The organism is Ruegeria sp. SAZD013 (genome assembly GCF_059612525.1).
Genome location: NZ_JBXWQT010000028.1, coordinates 104,767 through 123,167 on the forward strand (window position 1 = coordinate 104,767; position 18,401 = coordinate 123,167).

Below are 18,401 nucleotides of genomic sequence, written 5' to 3' on the forward strand. Positions count from 1 at the left end.
TTGATCCTTTGTCAGGTAGCTTCCATGACCCAGCCCAGATCCGAGTTGCTGATGCCTGCGGGCAATCTGCGCAAACTTAAACTCGCCATCCTCTATGGGGCAGACGCCGTGTATCTGGGCACGCCGGATATGTCGCTGCGCACCAAGTCCGAGTTTTCGCTGGACGAGGTAATTGAAGGGGTCGAGTTCTGCCACAACCATGGCCGGCGCGCCTACCTGACACTGAACCTGTTCTCGCATAACAAAGACATCCCGAAACTGGACGAATACATCGACACGGTGCGCAAGGTGCAGCCCGACGGGTTGATCATCGCCGATCCGGGCGTATTCCAATACGTCCGCGAGCGCGCGCCCGAACTGCCGCTGCATATCTCGACCCAGGCCAATATCTGTTCGTGGTTGTCGGTGAAGTTCTGGCAGGATCAGGGGGCCGAGCTGGTGGTTCTGGCGCGTGAGGTTTCCTATCCCGAACTGGTCGAGATCCGTGAGAAATGCCCTGATATCAAGTTAGAAGCCTTCGTGCACGGCGCTATGTGCATGACCTATTCGGGCCGCTGCCTGCTGTCGAATTTCATGGCCGAACGCGGGGCCAACCAGGGCAACTGCGCCAATTCCTGCCGCTGGAACTACGGTCTGAAACTGCGCCTCAAGGATGGTACGCATCAGGAATTGCGTATCACCGAAGAAAACGCCGACCTATTCGAATTCCTGCTGGAAGAAGGCTGTCGCCCCGGTGACCTGATGCCCGTCGAAGAGGATGATCGCGGCTCGTACATCCTAAACTCACGCGACCTCTGCATCATGCCGAAGCTGGACGAGTACCTGAAAATCGGTGTCGACAGCCTCAAGGTCGAAGGGCGCGGCAAATCGGAATACTACGCCGCGATCGTCGCGCGGGCCTATCGTATGGCCATCGATGACTATTTCGCGGATCCCGAAAACTGGGACCCCAAGCCTTACATGCGCGAGCTCGAAACCGTCGGAAATCGCGGCTATACGCTGGCCTTTCACGAGGGTCGGCTGACAAACTATGCACATGATTACGAACACACGGCCTCGATCTCGCAATGGGAATATGCCGGGATCGTCACCGAAGTGACCGAGGATGCCTTTCTGGTTGAGGTGAAGAACAAGCTGGAACCGGGTGATGTGCTGGATTTCGTCTCGCCAGTCGCACGCGACACGGTTCTGCTGCGGGTCTATGATTTCGAATGCGCCCATGATGGCGCACGGTTGGACGTGGTTCATGGCAGCACAAAAACCATCATCCGGTTGCCTTTCACCCTGTTTGATCACGAGGATATCGACGATCTGCGCGCCCGTTTTCCGGTCTATTCAGTGCTGCGCAAGGAACGCGCCCTGACCGACGAACACTGGAGCCGCATTCGCTTTGACAAGCTCGTGCAGGGATTGGAAACCTCCGGTCGCGACAATTCAACAGCTTATGCACGCCGTCGCGATGATCTGGTTGAAAAGATTGGCGAAGACGGTAACGAACGCCGGTTCAAGACAAACCGCATCGGCACGGAAGGATGCTGCGGCAAGGGCTGCAACGGATGCCTGATCTTCTGGCAGGATGACAAATACGCGTTGGCCCGCGAGGTACTGTCCAAACGAAAACAAGGCGAACAGCTCAGCCGCCGTGAGGCGACAGAACTCAAGCTGCCGGGTGAACCGGCTTAGTTTCCCACCCGATATTCTTCGGGGATAAAGAACGTATAGTCGCGATCCGCCACTTGCTCGTGACAGACATGGCAGTACGCGACCTCACTGGCGCGGTCCCCCATAGTATCCCCGAACACCGACCCGTCCGGCAGCACCATTATATAACGCCAGTCAGCGGTGATCGGGCTGGTACCGTCTGGCAATTTTTCCATTATGAACATGGCGCCTGGATGTATGTGACCTTCATCGGTCACCGTCATGCTGTCCTTGGCAAGCACCGATCCCATGGGAAGTTTTTCGCCTTGCTGCAATGTCCCGTAGTTATGTGCCATTCGGTTGGCATACGAGTTTACGTAACGCTGCCCGTGCGTGGCCGAGATATAAGGCGCGTCGTTAAAAAGCGGCCAGCTTTGGTAGTTGAGGATCAGATCCAGTTGCGCCGCGGCATACCCCCGTGCCATGCGACGGCTTAGTGAATGGTAGTGGGCCGCGGCCTCATCCTTGCTCAGCTCTGCCGGATTTTCGATCGCGATATGAGCGTTGTGACCATCCGCCGTTGCCAGTCCTGAAGAAATCAGAAGTATCGCGCACGCAATGGCTTTGTGCTGGAGAATTATTCGTAGATAGGAGTCCATTATTACGACCCACCTGAAAATCAGTTCGCCTGAGCGCCACGTGACGACAGAGTTCTTATTCTAGCGGCTCTGGGATCTCTTACCAGCTCAGGTCCCAGAATCTCACCGCCTTGTGCTTCGATTTGAACCTGCATCCTGCGGCATTGAATCTTTAAAATATAGCAAATTATGCATATTGAATCAGTATCTGAAACATTAAGTTTACAGGCACACTTCATGCGTGCAGGCGGTCATTTTGGACAATCAAAGCACGACCACCCAATCCATGATGAACCCGACAGAAAAACTACCGGGTTAAACCGGCTTCGGACTCAATCTGTTTGCGCGATTTGCGGGCACGTTCGGTTGCCGATTTCAACTGGCCGCACGCCGCCATGATATCCTCGCCCCGTGTCTTGCGAATGGGAGAGGCGTAGCCTGCCTGATAGATGATGTTGGCAAAAGCGCGGATGCGGTTGTTCGAGCTGCGCTTGTACGGTGCACCGGGCCATTCGTTGAACGGGATCAGGTTGATCTTGGCCGGAATCTTGTGGTGCTTGATATGGTCGATCAAACGATGGGCATCCTCGTCACTGTCATTCACACCGTCCAGCATCACGTATTCGAACGTGATCCGCTCGGAGTTCGAGGCATTGGGATAGCTGGCCAGCGCCTGCAACAACTCATTGATATTCCAGCGCTTATTGATCGGGACCAGAACGTCGCGGGTTTCATCCGTGGTTGCATGGAACGAGATCGCCAGCAGACAGCCGATTTCCTCGGCGGTGCGTGCAATTTCGGGTACCACTCCGCTGGTCGACAGCGTGATGCGGCGGCGCGACAGGGATATCCCCTCGGGGTCCATCGCGATCTTCATCGCGTCGCGGACGTTTTCGAAATTGTAAAGCGGCTCACCCATTCCCATCAGAACGATGTTCGACAGAAGGCGCGTTTCATCCTTTGGTGCACCAGGGGTCGGCCATTCGTCAAGATCGTCGCGCGCCATCATGATCTGCCCGACAATTTCGGCAGATGTTAAATTACGTACAAGTTTCTGGGTGCCGGTATGACAAAACGAACATGTCAGTGTACATCCGACCTGAGACGATATGCACAGCGTTCCGCGATCTTCCTCGGGGATGTAGACCACCTCGACCTCGTGCCCACCCGCGATCCGGCACAGATATTTGCGGGTGCCGTCCTCGGACACCTGTCGGGTCACGACCTCAGGGATCTCGACCACAAAGTTTTCGGTCAGTTGCGCACGGTACGCTTTGGCGAGATTCGTCATCTGGGAAAAATCGCGCACGCCCCATTGATAGATCCACTGCCAGATCTGACCGGTGCGCATCTTTGCCTGCTTTTCAGGCGTACCATGTTCGATCAGGACCTCGCGCAAACGGTCGCGGGTGAGACCGACAAGGTTCACCTTCCCCTCGGGCAATTTACGAGGGAGAGTCATGACGTCTTGAGTGATCGGCGCTTTGGGCGACATTGTGGTACCTGCTGAGGCGTATCTTCAAGGATTCTGGCTTGGGATGCGCCTCTATATAGGAACCTGTGCAAAGATCAAAAGGAATCGTTTCAGTCAGTCTGCAAAACTCAACAGTTCTTCAACGCGTGCCCGCCCTAAATTCACTCGGCATGATGTGATTGCGATACCTGTACCCGATCCGCCACCAAACGACGCACCGACGGCGGTGCAATGCGTATCGCGATAGGTTTCCCAGGCTTGTTGCGCCGCTATGAGGGCAGGTTCAGCCACTATCCGCCCGGTGACCTCATCCAGCTCCTTGGCAGATTGTACCGCCAAATCAAAACTCACCTGCAGCGCACGCGACACCCGTGTTTCCATCTCTCCGACGCAGGATCCGATTTCGACTTGTGATCCGGCGTCGGAACATTCCAACGCCGGGTCGGCGGTTGCAGTGGCTGGCAAAAGCAGTGCAATCAAGATCAGACGCATGGCCGCCTCATTCATCTATTCAGCAGGGGTCAGGCCAGAGTAACATGTTTTGCCAGAAAGGTTTAGATGCAGGTTGGCCCCCTGAATCAACGGAAATGCGGTTCCGCGTCAGACACCCGCGGGTGGGACATAGCAATCTTCGGCATCCAGGGTCTTGACAGGATCGTTCGGTCCGCATTGTTCGCCGGTTACGGGATAAGTCTGGCCCTTGTTTTCACAGGCGCTCAGCAGCATGGCTGATATCATCATCAGCGCAGCAAGAGATTTGTTCAGCATGGTGGCAACTCCTTGGTTTCTCTTGAACTGATTAGTTCAGAAACCGTCAAAGCTCACTTTGACACGGATCAAGTAAACGCGTTGATCCTGCGTAAAGTTACAACCCACGCTCTAGAGGGAATTACAGTACTGGTCCACGTTGTGATTGAGTTCTGCGGTGTTGAAGGTTCCCCATCTCAGAGGGTTTAAACATAGCTACGACGGAAGCGCTTGTGTGGCATACTGTTTGAATGTGGAGCGTACCGAAAGCGGCGCTTGGTGATACTGCATCCTGACAGGCACGAATAAGAAAAGGCTTACGCAGACCGGTCAACATCGCAGTCTTGGCCTTCAACTCGCCGCGCACAACGCGAGCGGATTGGGTTGATATGCGAACGATCAGTGACCGCAACGCGGGACCAAGCGCCATTTCGCTGCAAAAGGCTTCAAAGTCCGGTGAAGACGTATCAAGACCACCGTGCCCGGCACCTGGGGTGGAAACCGGTCATTCGCTGTAATCGAAAAACTCTCTTTGATTGTGACAGGTTTCGGGTTCCGATCAGAAATTGAAACAAACTACAGGGCTATGGGAAGCTGAAGCGTGACGCTTGCTCCTTTTTCGACTTGGTTGATCGCGGCCACTCCTCCGTGGCGCTTCGCTACAGCTGAGACAATCGACAACCCTAAACCGCTGCCTTCGGAATATTCCAGCTGCGAAAATCGACTGAAAACGGCTTCGCTTTGTTCGGGTGAAAGGCCGGTTCCGTCATCGGATACGGTAAGCTTTACGTTCTCGCCATCAGAGCGCAGCGCGACTGAAATTTGGCTCAACTTAGTCCCACCGTGCTTAACTGCGTTGTCCAGCAGGTTTTTGATGGCCTCAGTTAAAAAAACCTGATCTCCTGAAACCGGAATTGTCGAGTCCGGCATCGTAACATCAAACTCGATCCCTTTTGCGAGGATCTGTACACCCATGTCAGCGCAGGCTTCTTCCACAACCGCACGGAAATCAATCTTGTCCATCTGATCCTGATGCGTAGGTTGCCGCAACCGCTCCAACGACAATAGCTGCTCGGCCACCGTGGCGGAGTTTTTCGCTGCCGACACAAGCTCGATAATCCGTTTGTCCTTGTCCTCATCCGATCTTGCGTCCCGCAACGCCTCGGCCATGGACTGGACCGCTGCCGCCGGATTTCGCAGCTGGTGCGCGGCTTCTGAGATAAACACCTGATGGGCGTTGATGCTGTGCTCGACCTGTCCAAACAGCCGGTTCAGGGTCTGAACAATACCATAAACCTCGACCGGGACCGGGCGTTTGATTTCGCTCAGGTCGTCAGGTGAGCGTAGGTCGATCGCATCCTGCAAATCCAGCAAGGGCCGCAACCCGCGTGCGACCCCGAACCACACGACAACAGCAAGGGTGGCCAGCAAGATACCCATCAGGATCGCCGCGCGGATCGACAGTTCGTTGGCAAAGGCGTTGCGATCGGCAACGCGTTGCCAAGCTGTTACTGTCGCATCGCCCACCAGGTTATCAAGTGTGACGCGCTCGGTCATTTTCAGTACGCGCACCGGCTCATCCCGATAGATCGCCTCGAAAAACCTCGGCTGGTACGCGTCTTGCTCAGACGGGTTTGCAGCGGCCGGAGGGTATGCATACCCTGTGACGTAGATGCCACCGGGTCCGGTCACGTGATAAAAAATCTCTCCGCCCGATGCGTCGCGGATCAAGCTGCGCGTGGTGGGCGACAGGGCATCGCCTTCTGACACCGCCACATCGCGAGAAATGGCCAGACCGGCGGACAATAGGCTGTCGTCAAAAAGCTCCTGTGCCGTTTGTTGAGCAACCGTGTAGCGCCAGTATCCAAGCAGGATTGCGAGCAGCACCAATGGCGTCAGGATCAGAATGAAAAGCCTGAGCCTGAGTGAGCCGTGCCGGATCACTTCTGCACCTCTAGCAGATATCCAAGGCCACGGGCGGTCTTGATCCGGATGCCAAGGTTCTGAAGGCGTTTTCGCAGTCGTGACACATGCGGCTCGACGGCCGAATCGTCGACATCGGCTCCCACGCCGTAGACGTAGTCGATCAACTGACTTTTGGGGACGATCCTGCCGCGACGTTCCAGCAGGCATTCAAGCACAGCCATTTCCCGACGCGGCACATCGAGAACTTGGCCCTTTGCGCTCACCTGCCGGGCGGTGCGGTCGAATTCCAGGTCTCCGATCGTTTCGCGCGCACCGTAATCCAGTTGTTTGCGGCGGGACAGGGCACGGATGCGGGCCTCGAGTTCATCCATCTCGAAGGGTTTCACTAAGTAATCGTCGGCGCCCATATCCAGACCCGAAACGCGGTCGCTGGTCTCGGTGCGCGCGGTCAGCAGGATGACGGGCGCGCTGTCACCCCGGTTGCGAAGGGACCGCAAAATCTCAAGCCCAGACCGACCCGGCAGGTTGATGTCCAGAACGATCAGATCTGCGCCTTCTTGCTCCAGATACAAATCGGCCGCGCCGCCATCTGTCAGCACGTCAGCGGCATGGCCCCGATCCCGCAGGCGATAGGCAATGGCGTTGGCAAGGGTCTCATTATCCTCGACGATGACGATCCGCATCAGGTCTCCCGCAAGTTTCGCGCAAGGTTGGCGCCCCATGATTGCCAGATGGGAGGGGGAATCAACCCCGCAGTTCTAATTGCAATCACGGTGGCGCGGAGGGCGCCGACGTGGTTGTCTGGTCTAACAGGGAGGAACCAATGGCCATTTCCAACTTCACTCGTCGTGCCGTCGTGGGGCTGATCGCCGCTGCCGGATTCGCTGCACCTGCCGCTGCCGAGGTCGATTTCTCGGGCAAGACCATCGAATGGGTCATTCCGTTCTCGGAAACGGGCGGGTCGGCTAAATGGGCCAACTTCTTCGCGCCACTATTATCCGAGGCATTGCCCGGTCAGCCGACTGTGGTGGTCAAGTTCATGCCGGGCGCGGGATCAACCAAAGGCGCGAACTGGTTTCAGGAAAAAAGCCATGATGACGGTACCCTGTTGTTTGGCACGTCCGGGTCTACTCAGTTCCCGTATCTGCTGAGCGATCCCCGCGTACGCTATGAATACAACGATTGGATTCCGGTAATGGCATCTGGAACGGGTGGTGTTGCGTATCTGAACGCCGAGGACGGAGCCAAGTTTGACGGCTCTGCCAATGCGCTGAAGGACACCAATTTCATCTACGGCTCGCAGGGTGCAACCCGTTTGGACCTTGTGCCTCTGCTGGCCTGGCAGATGTTGGGTATGAATGTGGAACCGGTATTTGGGATCAAAGGCCGCGGGGATGGTCGGCTGATGTTTGAACGTGGTGAAGCCAATATAGATTACCAGACGTCCTCGGGCTATCTGGGTGGTTCGGTCCCGCTGGTCGAAGCCGGTCAGGCCGTTCCCATGATGACTTGGGGCGCATTGGATGCTGATGGCAATATCGTTCGTGACCCGACCTTCCCGGACATTCCGACTTTCAAGGAGGTCTGCGAGGCCACCGATGGCTGCGAAACCAGTGGTGAGGCATGGGACGCATGGAAAGCCTTCTTCGTGGCAGGTTTCCCGGTTCAAAAGCTGGCCTTCCTGCCCGGTGACACGCCGCAAGAGGTCGTCGACGCCTATACCGCAGCGTTTCAAGCAGTGACCGAGCGGGGTGATTTTGCTGATATCTCCTCGAAGCACGTCGGCAAGTATCCGGTGTTCGTCGGCGACGGCTCGAAATCTGCTCTGCAGACGGCGACCAATGTGGATGACAATGCCAAGCAATACGTCCTGAACTGGCTGAAAGAGGCCTACGGCGTCGAGCTGAACTAAGCTGACACGTCGTCGCGCCCAACGAAGGGCGCGCGTTTCTCTACATACAAAACAGTTTATGAAAGGCGGCCGCTATGGAGGTTTTCGCCACCGCTCTACCTGCGCTTGGTGACGCGTGGGGTTTGATCCTGCAACCCATCGTTCTGGGGTATCTCATTCTCGGCGTCGTCATGGGGCTGGCTGTGGGCGTCTTTCCGGGGCTTGGCGGTATTGCCGGTCTGTCCCTGCTGTTGCCTTTCATGTTCGGAATGGACCCGATCCTTGGTCTGGCGCTGATGATCGGGATGGTCGCGGTGGTGCCGACCTCGGACACGTTTGCGTCCGTCTTGATGGGCATCCCCGGCAGTTCTGCTTCGCAGGCCACCGTGCTGGACGGCTTTCCGATGGCGAAAAAGGGCGAGGCTGCACGGGCCTTGTCAGCAGCCTTTTCCTCGTCCCTATTCGGAGGGCTCGTCGGCGCGACCTTCCTGACCATGTTCATACTTATCGCGCGACCCATCGTTCTGGCCTTCGGCCTGCCCGAGATGTTGATGATCACAATTCTCGGCCTGTCGATGGTCGCCATTTTGGCCGGGCGGATCCCGCTGAAAGGAGTCGCCGCCGCCGGTCTGGGCCTGATGGTCGGCACGATTGGTGAGGCGGATGCAGGCGGTTCGCTGCGCATGGCAACTTACGACATTCCTTATCTGACGGACGGTTTGAAGCTGGTCATCGTTGGCCTGGGTATCTTTGCGGTGCCCGAGATCGTATCGCTGCTGCGTCAAGATCGGTCGATTGCCAAGGGGGCCTCACTGGGCGCCGGTTGGCTGGACGGCGTCAAAGACTGGTTCGCAAATATATGGCTGTCGGTGCGTTGTTCGATCATTGGCGTGATTGTTGGAGTCATTCCCGGCCTCGGCGGCTCGGTTGTCGACTGGATCGCCTACGGTCACTCGGTGCAATCCACCAAGGACAAGAGCAATTTCGGCAAAGGCGAAGTGCGCGGCGTCATCGGCCCGGAAAGCTCGAACAACGCCAAAGAGGGTGGAGGGCTGGTGCCAACTCTGCTGTTTGGCATCCCTGGTTCAGGCTCGATGGCGATCTTCATCGGCGCGGTGGCTTTGCTGGGGTCAGGCGATATCGAGGTCGGTCCGAGCATGCTCAAGGACAATCTCGACATCACCTATTCGATCGTCTGGCTGCTGGCGTTGGCCAACGTCGTCGGGACCATCCTGTGCATCGCGGCATCGGGCGGGATCGCCAAGCTGACCACGATCCGCTTCACCTATCTGGCGCCGTTCCTGTTCATGTTGATCAGCTTTGCGGCGTTCCAATCCGGCCAAAACTTCGAAGACTTGCTGGCCCTGTTCGTGATCGGCCTGATCGGCATCTTTTTACGCCGTTTCGACTGGTCGCGCCCGGCCTTCCTGATCGGTTTCGTTCTGTCGAACCCGGTTGAGAAGTTCACCAATCAGGCGTTCCAGATCGCCTCATTCCGGTTCCGCAAAAGCTTTGGCGAGGGGATGGAATATGTCTTCAGCCCTATCGTCATCGTGCTGATCGTGGTCACGGTTGTTTCGGTCATTCTGGGTATCCGGCAGGCCAAGATGATCATGGCCGAGGGTGATGTTCAGGCCGGTACCAAACGCGCGCCGCTTATCTTTCTGCTGGTGATCATGGCCTATCTGATCGTCGCATTGGTCAACGCCAACATGATCCCCGACTACAATATGACCGACAAGATCATCCCGCTGGTTATCGGCAGCGTCTCGCTATTCTGTTGCGTGATCCTTCTGATCCAGATGATGCGACGTCCCGAAGGCGACGTGATCTTTTCCGACAAGGAAATCGCCGGTGAAGACGCCAGCGCACCCCACGGTCTGTGGTCCACTCTGGCGTGGTTCGCCAGTTTGATCGCGGCCACGTGGGTGGTGGGCTTCATCCTCGCCCTAATAGGGTTCCTGATCGCCTTTCTCCGTATCCGCGCCGGGTCCAGCTGGCAGATGACTCTGATCCTGACCGCCTGCGGCATCGGGTTCATGTGCCTGATGGCGGGCGCTCTGAACCGCGATTTCCCGCCAGGTCTGTTGCAGGACATGGTCAGCCTGCCCTGGCCGTTGAAGTGAGGGGTTCAAAATGACTCAAACCGCAATCCCTTATATCTTGATGCGTGGCGGCACGTCGAAAGGCCCGTATTTCCGCCGCTCGGATTTGCCTGAGGATCTGGACGCGCTGGCCGAGGTGCTGATCGCCGCTCTTGGGTCCGGGCAGTCGCTGAACATCGACGGCATCGGCGGCGGCGCGGCGGTGACCACAAAGGTCGCGATGCTGTCGGTCGGCGAGGATGACTGGGCCGATATCGACTATTTCTTCGCGCAGGTCTCGGTCGAGGACAAGCTGGTCGATTTCAAACCCACTTGCGGCAATATCCTGTCTGGCGTTGCCCCTGCTGCCATCGAGATGGGCTTGTTCAAACCGCAGGGTGATGAAACTGAAGTTCGCATTCGGGCCGTCAACACTGGGGCTCGGATCGTGGCCAAGGTGAATACACCCGGGGGCGAATTGACCTATGAGGGTGATGCGGAGATCGCCGGCGTTCCCGGTCATTCAGCGCCGGTGCAGTTGAGTTTCATGGGCGTGGTGGGCTCGGCCACCGGAGCGTTCCTGCCTACGGGCAACCTGCGCGATGCAGTTCAGGGCGTCGAACTGACCTGCATGGATGTCGCTATGCCGATGGCTATCGCCCGCGCCACAGACTTCGGATTGACGGGCTATGAGAGCGCCAATGAGCTGGACGCAAACCGCGCGTTCTTTGACCGGATGGAGGCCGTTAGGATCGAAGCAGGGCAGCGGATGGGTATGGGGGATGTGTCCAAATCGGTCACCCCTAAGTTCGGCCTTGTTGCTCCGGCCAGAGAAGGCGGAACGCTCGCAGTGCGGTATTTCATGCCGTGGAAAACCCACCCGACCATGGCGGTCACCGGCGCGCAATGCATGGCGTCTTGCGCTTTGACTCCCGGAACCGTCGCCGACGGTTTGCTGGATCGCCCCACGAACAGCCCGGCTGAAGTCGTTCTGGAACACGCCTCGGGCAATATCGACGTGTTAGTGGATTTTTCCACCACCGACGGGTTCACAGTGAACGCGGCGGGTTTGGTGCGGACCGCGCGCAAGTTGGCGGACGGGCATGTTTATGTGCCTGAGTCTGTTTGGAACGGGAGTTGATCAAGTGCAACCCAAATAGTATACTATTGTATACATAGTGGTAGGGACACGATGGACAACTACTCGGAATGCCTCGATATCGCGCGTCAGGAACTCATGTTGGCGCAGTCGGCCCTACGGCGGGACATCGCGGACTACCCGACACCGATTGCTGGCTGCGATGAGCAGTTCAACCATCTGCTGGATCAAAGCGAACGGGTCCGCAATGCACTTTCCGCTCTCAACACATGTCATTTTGTGCCGACGCCAAGAAAACTGAACACCGAGCAGGGTATAGAAAGCCGATGAAGGTCCACATTCTTGATGACTGGTTTGACACGCTGCGTGGCCTGCCTTGTTTTGAGAAACTCACCGGTCATGAGGTGACGTTATGGACGGATCATGTCGAAGAAACTGACACTCTGGCCGAACGACTGCATGACGCGGAGGTGCTTGTCCTGTTCCGCGAACGTACCAAAGTCACCCGCGCCTTGCTGGAGAAATTACCAAACCTGAAACTTATCAGCCAGCGCAGCGTTTATCCGCATGTCGATGTCGAAGCCTGTACAGATCAAGACGTGCTGCTGTGCTCAAACATGCACGGCGGAACGCCGTCTTATGCTGCAGCTGAACTTACTTGGGCGCTAATCATGGTCGGGATGCGGGATTTGCCCGCACAAATGGCCTCGGTCAAAGCAGGGCACTGGCAGGCGGGCGTGGGCAAGACGCTGCGGGGGCGTCAGTTGGGGCTCTATGGCTATGGCCGCATTGCTCGCGCCATTGCAAGTTATGCCGAGGCCTTTGGGATGAATGTGGTCTGGTGGTCATCCGTAGAAGGCCGGGCGCGTGCGCAGGCGGATGGCGCACAGGTCGCGCCCAGCCGTGAAGCGTTCTTTGGCAGCAGCGATGTTGTCTCGGTCCATGTGCGCTTGAAACCGGATACGCGCGGGATCATCACCGCATCGGATTTCGCACAGATGCAGCCGGAGGCGCTGTTTGTGAACACCTCGCGAGCCGGGCTGATCGCACCTGGTGCTTTGCTTGAGGCGCTGAACGTCGGTCGCCCCGGCAAAGCAGCGATTGATGTGTTTGATTCCGAGCCACTGATTGATCCGACCGACCCGCTTTTGTCACATCCCAACCTGATCGCGACCCCACATATCGGCTTTGTCACTGAAGACGAGTTCGACCTGCAATTCGCGGATATTTTCGATCAGGTGAACGCCTATGCCGAAGGCGCTCCGATCCACATGATCAACCCCGAGGTTTGGACCAACGCAGAATAAGATTCGCGGCGATGGGCGCACCGATGATCACCAGCACGATCCTTGTCAGATGGTGGGTGATCACAAAGCCCAAATCCGCGCCCGAGACGATGGCCAGCACCGTCATCTCTGCCTGCCCACCGGGCGCGAAGGCCAGAAACGCCTCGACAGGTTGGCCCAGTCCCAAGGTGGTGACAACGGCGGTGAAAGTGGCTGCCAGGACGGCAAGGACAATGACATAGGCGAAGCCCGCTGCCACTACCCGGCGTAGTTCGACCCATGTGACACCTACGAATTTCACACCAATTCCGCAGCCAATGAAAAACTGCGCTGCAAGGATGGCCTCGCGAGGCGGTCGGGTATGAATTAAGTCGCCCAGTGACAAGGCGGCTGTAAGGATCATTGGCCCCAGGATTGACGCCCCGAACAGGCCGATCCGCTCCCCGCCTTTCCAGCCGATAATGGCGGCCAGAACCATCAGCGCCAATTCATGTATTGGCAGGTTGTGCGCGGGCTCGCCAATCGGATTGGTGAGTTGGGCATCATAGAACACGGTGAGGAACAAGGGGGCCAACGTCACGATGATCAGCACGCGCGTACCGTGGATCAAGGACAAGGTACGCGGATTGGCCCCCGCCTCAGTGCCAAAGATGATCATGTCTTGCAAACCGCCCGGCATGGCTGCGTAGAAAGCCGTTGTGGAGTCAAAGCCCCAGAATTTGCGAAAGAATGGCACACCTACCAGCGCGATTAGCAGGATGAAGAACGGGATCAGCGCAATTGACGCGGCCATTTTTGGCAATTCAGCAAACAGAGCCGGCGTAATCGATGCCCCTACCGCCACGCCCAGTATAGTGCGGGCGGCAACCGAGACCTGTCCAAAGCCTTCCATCGGTGCGTGCGCAAGAGCTGCAATCAAACATGCGCTCATTGGCCCGAACAGAAAAGGTAGCGGCAGGTTTAGCGCCCAAAATACTCCTGTGCCCAACACCGCCAGGCCGAGCGTGACGGCCCGTTTCGTCAGAAGAGAGGGGGTATCAGTTTGGCTGTGCAAGGTAAGCGTTCCAGCTTCGTTGACTTATAATGTATCCATGTGTATACAACTGGACGCAAGATGACAAGAGAGCCTGCGATGACCCTTCAGGACGACCCGTTACAACCTGGCCCACAAGGCAATTCTGCGTATCAGCGCCTGCTGGGCGAGATTCGCGAGGGCACTCTTTTGCCCGGCGACCGGCTGCGTGAGATTGAGCTGTCTGAACGGTTGGGCGTCAGCCGTACCCCGGTACGCGAGGCGATAAGGCAGTTGGAGGCCGACGGGCTGGTCACGCATGTGCCACGGCAAGGTGCCACCGTGCGCAGTCTGGATTACGCCGAGGTCATGGAACTCTATGAGATGCGCGCCGTGCTTGAAGGGACAGCGGCCCGTCTGGCAGCCCGCGCGGCGTCTGATGTCGAACTGGACGAGCTTGAAGTTCTGAACGACCGGCTGGCCGAGGCGGGTACTGGCCCCGATGCGGCCCAAATCAACAAGATCTTTCACGAAACACTTCTGGATGCGGCCAAGAACCGATTTCTGGCAAAATCCATGTTGTCCTTGCAAAAGGCGCTGTTGATCCTGGGTCCCTCGCAATTGCTGGATAGCGACCGCGCCGAGGCCGCAGTGGCCGAGCATCGGCGCATCATGGCGGCTTTGAAGGCCCGCGATGGCGCAGCGGCCGAGACAGAGATGCGCGCGCATATTCAGGCTGCGCAGCGGATGCGCATCCGCGCGTTGCAGGACCGCGACCGCTCAATCGACGAAAGCCAGTAGGTAGACAGGATATGGCCACCCCAAAGGAAGCTTACGATATCGCTGTGATCGGTGGCGGCAATGCGGCTCTCTGCGCTGCGATGACTGCAGCCGAGGCAGGCGCCCGTGTTCTGATCCTTGAAACGGCGCCAAAACCTTATCGCGGCGGAAACTCACGCCATACGCGCAATTTTCGCTGCATGCATTCGGGCCCGTTGGGTCCGCTCGTCGAGGCGTATAGCGAAGACGAATACCTCTCGGATCTGCTGAAAGTCACCGGTGGAAAAACCGATGAACATCTTGCCCGGTTGGCGATCCGCACGTCGGAAGAATGCCTTCCCTGGATGCAAGAACACGGGGTCCGGTTTCAGCCGTCGCTTTCCGGCACATTGTCATTGGCACAGACCAATGCGTTTTTCATGGGGGGCGGCAAATCTCTGGTGAATGCCTATTACCGCACGGCGGCAGGTTTGGGTGTAGATGTGCTGTACGAAGCCGCCGTCACGCATTTGGAACTGAATGGTGATCGGATCGAGTGGGTCGACTATAGCTATGAAGGCCAGTCTCATCGCATCGCGCCCAAGGCGGTCATCGTTGCCTCCGGCGGCTTTCAGGCCGACACGGATTGGCTCACCCGAGCCTGGGGTGAACCTGCCAAGAACTTCCTGATCCGGGGAACGCCTTACAACCGAGGCGTTGTCCTGTCTGATCTGCTGGACCAAGGAGTAGAAAGCGTTGGCGACCCGACCCAATGCCACGCCGTTGCCATCGACGGGCGCGCGCCGAAATTCGACGGCGGCATCGTCACCCGTCTGGACTGCGTTCCGTTTTCCATCGTCGTGAACAAACATGCCGAGCGGTTCTATGACGAGGGCGAAGACGTCTGGCCCAAACGCTACGCGATCTGGGGCCGTTTGGTGGCGGCGCAGCCGGATCAGGTGGGATATGCCATCATCGACGCCAAATCGCTGAACCTGTTCATGCCGTCCGTGTTCCCTCCGCTAAAGGCGGACACGTTGGACGAATTGGCCGGGATGATGGACCTGCCCGCGGAGAAACTGAAAGCAACCGTCAGCGCATTCAACGCCGCCTGCGGTGACACCAGCGGGTTTCATCCGACCGAACTGGACGGGGTGGCGACCTCGGGCCTGATCCCGCCCAAGACCAACTGGGCGCGCCCAATTACCGAACCGCCGTTTTACGGCTACTCGATGCGGACCGGCGTGACCTTTACCTATCTTGGGTTGAAGGTTGACGAGACAGCCCGGTGCTCGACCCCAAGCGGCAAGATCAAAAACCTTTGGGCGGCCGGGGAAACGATGGCCGGGTCCATCCTTGGGCAAGGCTATCTGGCGGGCTTTGGCATGACCATCGGAACTGTCTTTGGACGCATCGCAGGACGAGAGGCCGCCGCTTATGCAAACTGATCTTATTCAGGAAGCCCGCCGCCAGGCCGAGATCTGCAACGCCTGCCGCTATTGCGAGGGTTATTGCTCGGTCTTCCCGTCGCTGCACGCAGCGCGCGCGTTCTCGGATGGGGACATCACGCAATTGGCCAACCTGTGCCACAACTGCCGGGGCTGTTACTACGCCTGTCAGTACACCGCCCCGCACGCGTTTGACCTGAACCTGCCCAAGGCGCTGGCTGAAGTGCGGCGCGACAGTTGGGAAAGCTTCGCCTGGCCGCAGCCGCTGGCACGCCGGTTCCACACCCATGGCGGAGCCATCGCCCTGGCGTTGGTGGTCGGATTTGCCCTGTTGTTCTGGGCGACCCGCGCCATCGGTTCCAGTGGAGGCGAAGGGTTTTATGCCGTCCTGTCCCACAACACGATGGTCGCGATCTTTGCGCCTGCATTCCTGCTTCCTCTGTTCAGTATCGCCTTCAGCCTGAGGCGCTATTGGGCAGAGGTTGGTGGCAAACCGATCCAGATGTCTGATCTGACGGTTGCGCTCAAACGCGCGGGCAAGATGCAGGATCTGGCCGCAGGCCATGGCGAGGGTTGTAACTTCGAGGACGAAGACCGGTTCAGTCAGGGCCGACGTCACATCCACCACGCTGTTATGTATGGTTTTCTGCTGTGCTTTGCGTCGACCTCGGTGGCGACGATCATGCACTATGTCTTCGGAATGTACGCGCCTTACGGGTTCTGGTCGTTGCCGAAACTGTTCGGGATTTCCGGGGGGCTTCTGCTGACGGTGGGGTGCGGTGCGATGGCGCTGCTCAAGCTAAAGTCAGACCGAGACCTCGGCGATCCGTCGGCCTGGGGCGGGGATATCGGCTTCATCCTGTTGCTCGGGTTTGTGGGGCTCAGCGGGCCGGTTCTTTACGCCCTCGGTTCAACACCTCTGATGCCCGCACTGCTGGCCATCCACCTCGGATCGGTCCTGACCTTCTTCCTGCTGACGCCCTACACAAAAATGGCACACGGCTTCTATCGGCTTGCGGCGCTGGTCCGAGACGCACAACGAAAAAGAGATGCGTCCATGGTCCGTTAACAGCCCGTCGCGTCTGAGTGAGCAGAAAGAACATGCAATAGGATCAAATATGATTGTGAAGAACTCTGCGTTGCGGCACTTCGAGTGGCGGTCAACGTCCGGAATGGGCCGTCCATTGTAGGACCAACGGCAGCGACGCACGCTTCGCACGTATTTGGGCCGACCGCAGCAATTTGCACTCTGGGCTCGCCGCCGCCATTCTCTGCGGTTCGCACCGAATGGCGGTCAGAGCCCACAGCTGCCGTCGACCGAGCTTTGGTCTTTCGCATGTGCGGCACGTAGCCTACCGCACATTCCGGACGTTTAGAACTAGGCGGCAAATGGTAGGTGAGCGGACAAAGCGGACAAAGTTAGGAGTTATTGTGGCGTTGTGCTACTAGTTGAGTGGGTGCACTTGGATGCCCGCAGCTGGGCAGGTTTTCATGATTGAAAAGACATCCGATTTCGCGGCGTCAACTGGTGCAGGCTACGAGTTGCAGATGGGTCGCTTTAGCAGGCTTCTAGCTCCTGGTTTTCTGGATTTTTCAGAAATTTCCGACAGCGGCCCGATACTCGATGCAGGTTGCGGCACCGGATCATTGACCGCGGAGATGCAGCGCAGAACCTCACGGGCACAAATCGTAGGGGTCGATATTTCCCCAGCCTACATCGCGCACGCCCAAAAAAGCATCTCGGACAGTCGCACGACATTCGGTGTCGCCGACCTGACAACACTTCCATTCCCGGACGCGCATTTCGGGCAGGCCTTTTCCCAGCTTGTGCTGGATTTCATCCCTGAGACCGATTTCGCATTCAAAGAGATTTTTCGGGTGCTCAAGCCCGGCGCTCAATTTTCTGCGGCTGTGTGGGACGCCAGAGGAGGTCTGGTATTCAATCGAATGTTTCTGGACACTGCTGCGGTGCTGGACGAAGGAGCTGAAGCACTCAGGAAAAAGAACTTCACGCGCCCACTCCGACAGCCAGGACAGCTAAAGCAAGTCGCCTTTTCGGCGGGCTTTACCGATGTTCGGGAGGGAGAAATCATGATCCGAACCGAATTCACTTCGTTCGACGATTACTGGGTTCCCTTTGATGGAGAGGATGGCCCAATTCCCGCCTATCTTTCAAAAAGGCCTAGCGATCTGAAGTCGAAAATCAAAGATGCTGTCCGGCTCGCATATCTTGACGGTGATGACGACGGACCGCGGTCATACGTGGCGGTGGCTTTGGCAATCTCGGCAGTACGAACAGTGTAGAACTACATGTCTCCAATGGGATCACTGCCGACCTCGGAGCAAACGCAGCATCTGATCGCCCGGCTGGCTGGCTCCGATGAGGACGGCCCTAA

The 18,401-nt window shown here is 57.6% G+C and carries 17 protein-coding genes; 10 read left to right on the plus strand and 7 right to left on the minus strand.

Annotated features, from left to right (window positions below):
• Nucleotides 1–24 precede the first annotated feature (24 nt).
• Nucleotides 25–1,683 (plus strand): U32 family peptidase, encoded by a 1,659-nt coding sequence (locus AC2FLU_RS14775; protein WP_480493905.1) that lies wholly within the window; start codon nucleotides 25–27, stop codon nucleotides 1,681–1,683.
• On the opposite strand, the gene AC2FLU_RS14780 is transcribed toward AC2FLU_RS14775, so the two are convergent.
• The 6 genes from AC2FLU_RS14780 to AC2FLU_RS14805 form a co-directional block, all read right to left on the minus strand.
• The gene (locus AC2FLU_RS14780; RefSeq protein ID WP_480493906.1) at nucleotides 1,680–2,300 is read right to left on the minus strand and encodes a cytochrome P460 family protein; all 621 of its coding nucleotides are present in this window, start codon (nucleotides 2,298–2,300) and stop codon (nucleotides 1,680–1,682) included. The two genes, AC2FLU_RS14775 and AC2FLU_RS14780, sit on opposite strands and share 4 nt — an antisense overlap.
• A 286-nt stretch (nucleotides 2,301–2,586) precedes the next feature.
• Nucleotides 2,587–3,774 carry a dual-specificity RNA methyltransferase RlmN gene (rlmN, locus tag AC2FLU_RS14785; protein WP_480493907.1) on the minus strand — a complete coding sequence of 396 codons (1,188 nt, stop codon included), beginning with the start codon at nucleotides 3,772–3,774 and terminating at the stop codon, nucleotides 2,587–2,589.
• A gap of 93 nt (nucleotides 3,775–3,867) precedes the next feature.
• A complete protein-coding gene (locus AC2FLU_RS14790) occupies nucleotides 3,868–4,245 on the minus strand; it encodes a lysozyme inhibitor LprI family protein (RefSeq protein ID WP_480474203.1) in 378 nt (125 codons plus the stop codon).
• Nucleotides 4,246–4,353: 108 nt separating this feature from the next.
• Nucleotides 4,354–4,521, minus strand: coding sequence for a hypothetical protein (locus AC2FLU_RS14795; protein ID WP_480517927.1), 168 nt, complete (start codon nucleotides 4,519–4,521; stop codon nucleotides 4,354–4,356).
• A 555-nt stretch (nucleotides 4,522–5,076) separates the two neighbouring features.
• Nucleotides 5,077–6,444: a sensor histidine kinase gene (locus AC2FLU_RS14800; RefSeq protein ID WP_480554984.1), complete on the minus strand. Its 1,368-nt coding sequence runs from the start codon at nucleotides 6,442–6,444 to the stop codon at nucleotides 5,077–5,079.
• Nucleotides 6,441–7,109: a response regulator transcription factor gene (locus AC2FLU_RS14805; RefSeq protein ID WP_480505559.1), complete on the minus strand. Its 669-nt coding sequence runs from the start codon at nucleotides 7,107–7,109 to the stop codon at nucleotides 6,441–6,443. Before AC2FLU_RS14805 ends, AC2FLU_RS14800 begins: the two co-directional genes overlap by 4 nt.
• Nucleotides 7,110–7,249: 140 nt before the next feature.
• Here AC2FLU_RS14805 and AC2FLU_RS14810 point away from each other — a divergent pair, with 140 nt between their 5' ends.
• The 5 genes from AC2FLU_RS14810 to AC2FLU_RS14830 all read left to right on the plus strand — a co-directional run bounded on the left by AC2FLU_RS14810 (nucleotide 7,250) and on the right by AC2FLU_RS14830 (nucleotide 12,807).
• A complete protein-coding gene (locus AC2FLU_RS14810; RefSeq protein WP_480554983.1) occupies nucleotides 7,250–8,338 on the plus strand; it encodes a tricarboxylate transporter in 1,089 nt (362 codons plus the stop codon).
• A gap of 74 nt (nucleotides 8,339–8,412) precedes the next feature.
• Complete coding sequence (locus AC2FLU_RS14815) at nucleotides 8,413–10,443, plus strand: tripartite tricarboxylate transporter permease (RefSeq protein WP_480554981.1); 2,031 nt, start codon at nucleotides 8,413–8,415, stop codon at nucleotides 10,441–10,443.
• A gap of 10 nt (nucleotides 10,444–10,453) precedes the next feature.
• A complete protein-coding gene (locus AC2FLU_RS14820; protein WP_480607954.1) occupies nucleotides 10,454–11,542 on the plus strand; it encodes a 4-oxalomesaconate tautomerase in 1,089 nt (362 codons plus the stop codon).
• A 51-nt stretch (nucleotides 11,543–11,593) separates the two neighbouring features.
• Nucleotides 11,594–11,830, plus strand: coding sequence for a hypothetical protein (locus AC2FLU_RS14825; protein ID WP_480487414.1), 237 nt, complete (start codon nucleotides 11,594–11,596; stop codon nucleotides 11,828–11,830).
• A complete protein-coding gene (locus tag AC2FLU_RS14830) occupies nucleotides 11,827–12,807 on the plus strand; it encodes a D-2-hydroxyacid dehydrogenase family protein (protein WP_480554978.1) in 981 nt (326 codons plus the stop codon). Before AC2FLU_RS14825 ends, AC2FLU_RS14830 begins: the two co-directional genes overlap by 4 nt.
• Here the strand turns inward: AC2FLU_RS14830 and AC2FLU_RS14835 are convergent.
• The gene (locus AC2FLU_RS14835; RefSeq protein WP_480487417.1) at nucleotides 12,776–13,840 is read right to left on the minus strand and encodes an AbrB family transcriptional regulator; all 1,065 of its coding nucleotides are present in this window, start codon (nucleotides 13,838–13,840) and stop codon (nucleotides 12,776–12,778) included. The genes AC2FLU_RS14830 and AC2FLU_RS14835 overlap by 32 nt on opposite strands.
• 78 nt (nucleotides 13,841–13,918) lie before the next feature.
• On the opposite strand from AC2FLU_RS14835, the gene AC2FLU_RS14840 reads away from it, so the two are divergent.
• From AC2FLU_RS14840 to AC2FLU_RS14855, 4 genes are all read left to right on the plus strand, one after another.
• Nucleotides 13,919–14,599: a GntR family transcriptional regulator gene (locus tag AC2FLU_RS14840; protein WP_480484186.1), complete on the plus strand. Its 681-nt coding sequence runs from the start codon at nucleotides 13,919–13,921 to the stop codon at nucleotides 14,597–14,599.
• Nucleotides 14,600–14,610: 11 nt separating this feature from the next.
• Complete coding sequence (tcuA, locus tag AC2FLU_RS14845; RefSeq protein WP_480554977.1) at nucleotides 14,611–16,005, plus strand: FAD-dependent tricarballylate dehydrogenase TcuA; 1,395 nt, start codon at nucleotides 14,611–14,613, stop codon at nucleotides 16,003–16,005.
• A complete protein-coding gene (gene tcuB, locus AC2FLU_RS14850) occupies nucleotides 15,995–17,074 on the plus strand; it encodes a tricarballylate utilization 4Fe-4S protein TcuB (protein ID WP_496809500.1) in 1,080 nt (359 codons plus the stop codon). The genes tcuA and tcuB overlap by 11 nt, the downstream gene beginning before the upstream one ends.
• Before the next feature lie 422 nt (nucleotides 17,075–17,496).
• Nucleotides 17,497–18,309: a class I SAM-dependent methyltransferase gene (locus AC2FLU_RS14855; protein ID WP_496809501.1), complete on the plus strand. Its 813-nt coding sequence runs from the start codon at nucleotides 17,497–17,499 to the stop codon at nucleotides 18,307–18,309.
• Nucleotides 18,310–18,401 lie beyond the last annotated feature (92 nt).

Excerpts from the sequence above, each read along its gene's own strand:
- AC2FLU_RS14775 (WP_480493905.1), top strand. The coding sequence starts at position 25 with ATGACCCAGCCCAGATCCGAGTTGCTGATGCCTGCGGGCAATCTGCGC.
- AC2FLU_RS14780 (WP_480493906.1), bottom strand. The coding sequence starts at position 2,300 with ATGGACTCCTATCTACGAATAATTCTCCAGCACAAAGCCATTGCGTGC.
- rlmN (WP_480493907.1), bottom strand. The coding sequence starts at position 3,774 with ATGTCGCCCAAAGCGCCGATCACTCAAGACGTCATGACTCTCCCTCGT.
- AC2FLU_RS14790 (WP_480474203.1), bottom strand. The coding sequence starts at position 4,245 with ATGCGTCTGATCTTGATTGCACTGCTTTTGCCAGCCACTGCAACCGCC.
- AC2FLU_RS14795 (WP_480517927.1), bottom strand. The coding sequence starts at position 4,521 with ATGCTGAACAAATCTCTTGCTGCGCTGATGATGATATCAGCCATGCTG.
- AC2FLU_RS14805 (WP_480505559.1), bottom strand. The coding sequence starts at position 7,109 with ATGCGGATCGTCATCGTCGAGGATAATGAGACCCTTGCCAACGCCATT.
- AC2FLU_RS14810 (WP_480554983.1), top strand. The coding sequence starts at position 7,250 with ATGGCCATTTCCAACTTCACTCGTCGTGCCGTCGTGGGGCTGATCGCC.
- AC2FLU_RS14815 (WP_480554981.1), top strand. The coding sequence starts at position 8,413 with ATGGAGGTTTTCGCCACCGCTCTACCTGCGCTTGGTGACGCGTGGGGT.
- AC2FLU_RS14820 (WP_480607954.1), top strand. The coding sequence starts at position 10,454 with ATGACTCAAACCGCAATCCCTTATATCTTGATGCGTGGCGGCACGTCG.
- AC2FLU_RS14825 (WP_480487414.1), top strand. The coding sequence starts at position 11,594 with ATGGACAACTACTCGGAATGCCTCGATATCGCGCGTCAGGAACTCATG.
- AC2FLU_RS14830 (WP_480554978.1), top strand. The coding sequence starts at position 11,827 with ATGAAGGTCCACATTCTTGATGACTGGTTTGACACGCTGCGTGGCCTG.
- AC2FLU_RS14840 (WP_480484186.1), top strand. The coding sequence starts at position 13,919 with ATGACCCTTCAGGACGACCCGTTACAACCTGGCCCACAAGGCAATTCT.
- tcuA (WP_480554977.1), top strand. The coding sequence starts at position 14,611 with ATGGCCACCCCAAAGGAAGCTTACGATATCGCTGTGATCGGTGGCGGC.
- tcuB (WP_496809500.1), top strand. The coding sequence starts at position 15,995 with ATGCAAACTGATCTTATTCAGGAAGCCCGCCGCCAGGCCGAGATCTGC.
- AC2FLU_RS14855 (WP_496809501.1), top strand. The coding sequence starts at position 17,497 with ATGATTGAAAAGACATCCGATTTCGCGGCGTCAACTGGTGCAGGCTAC.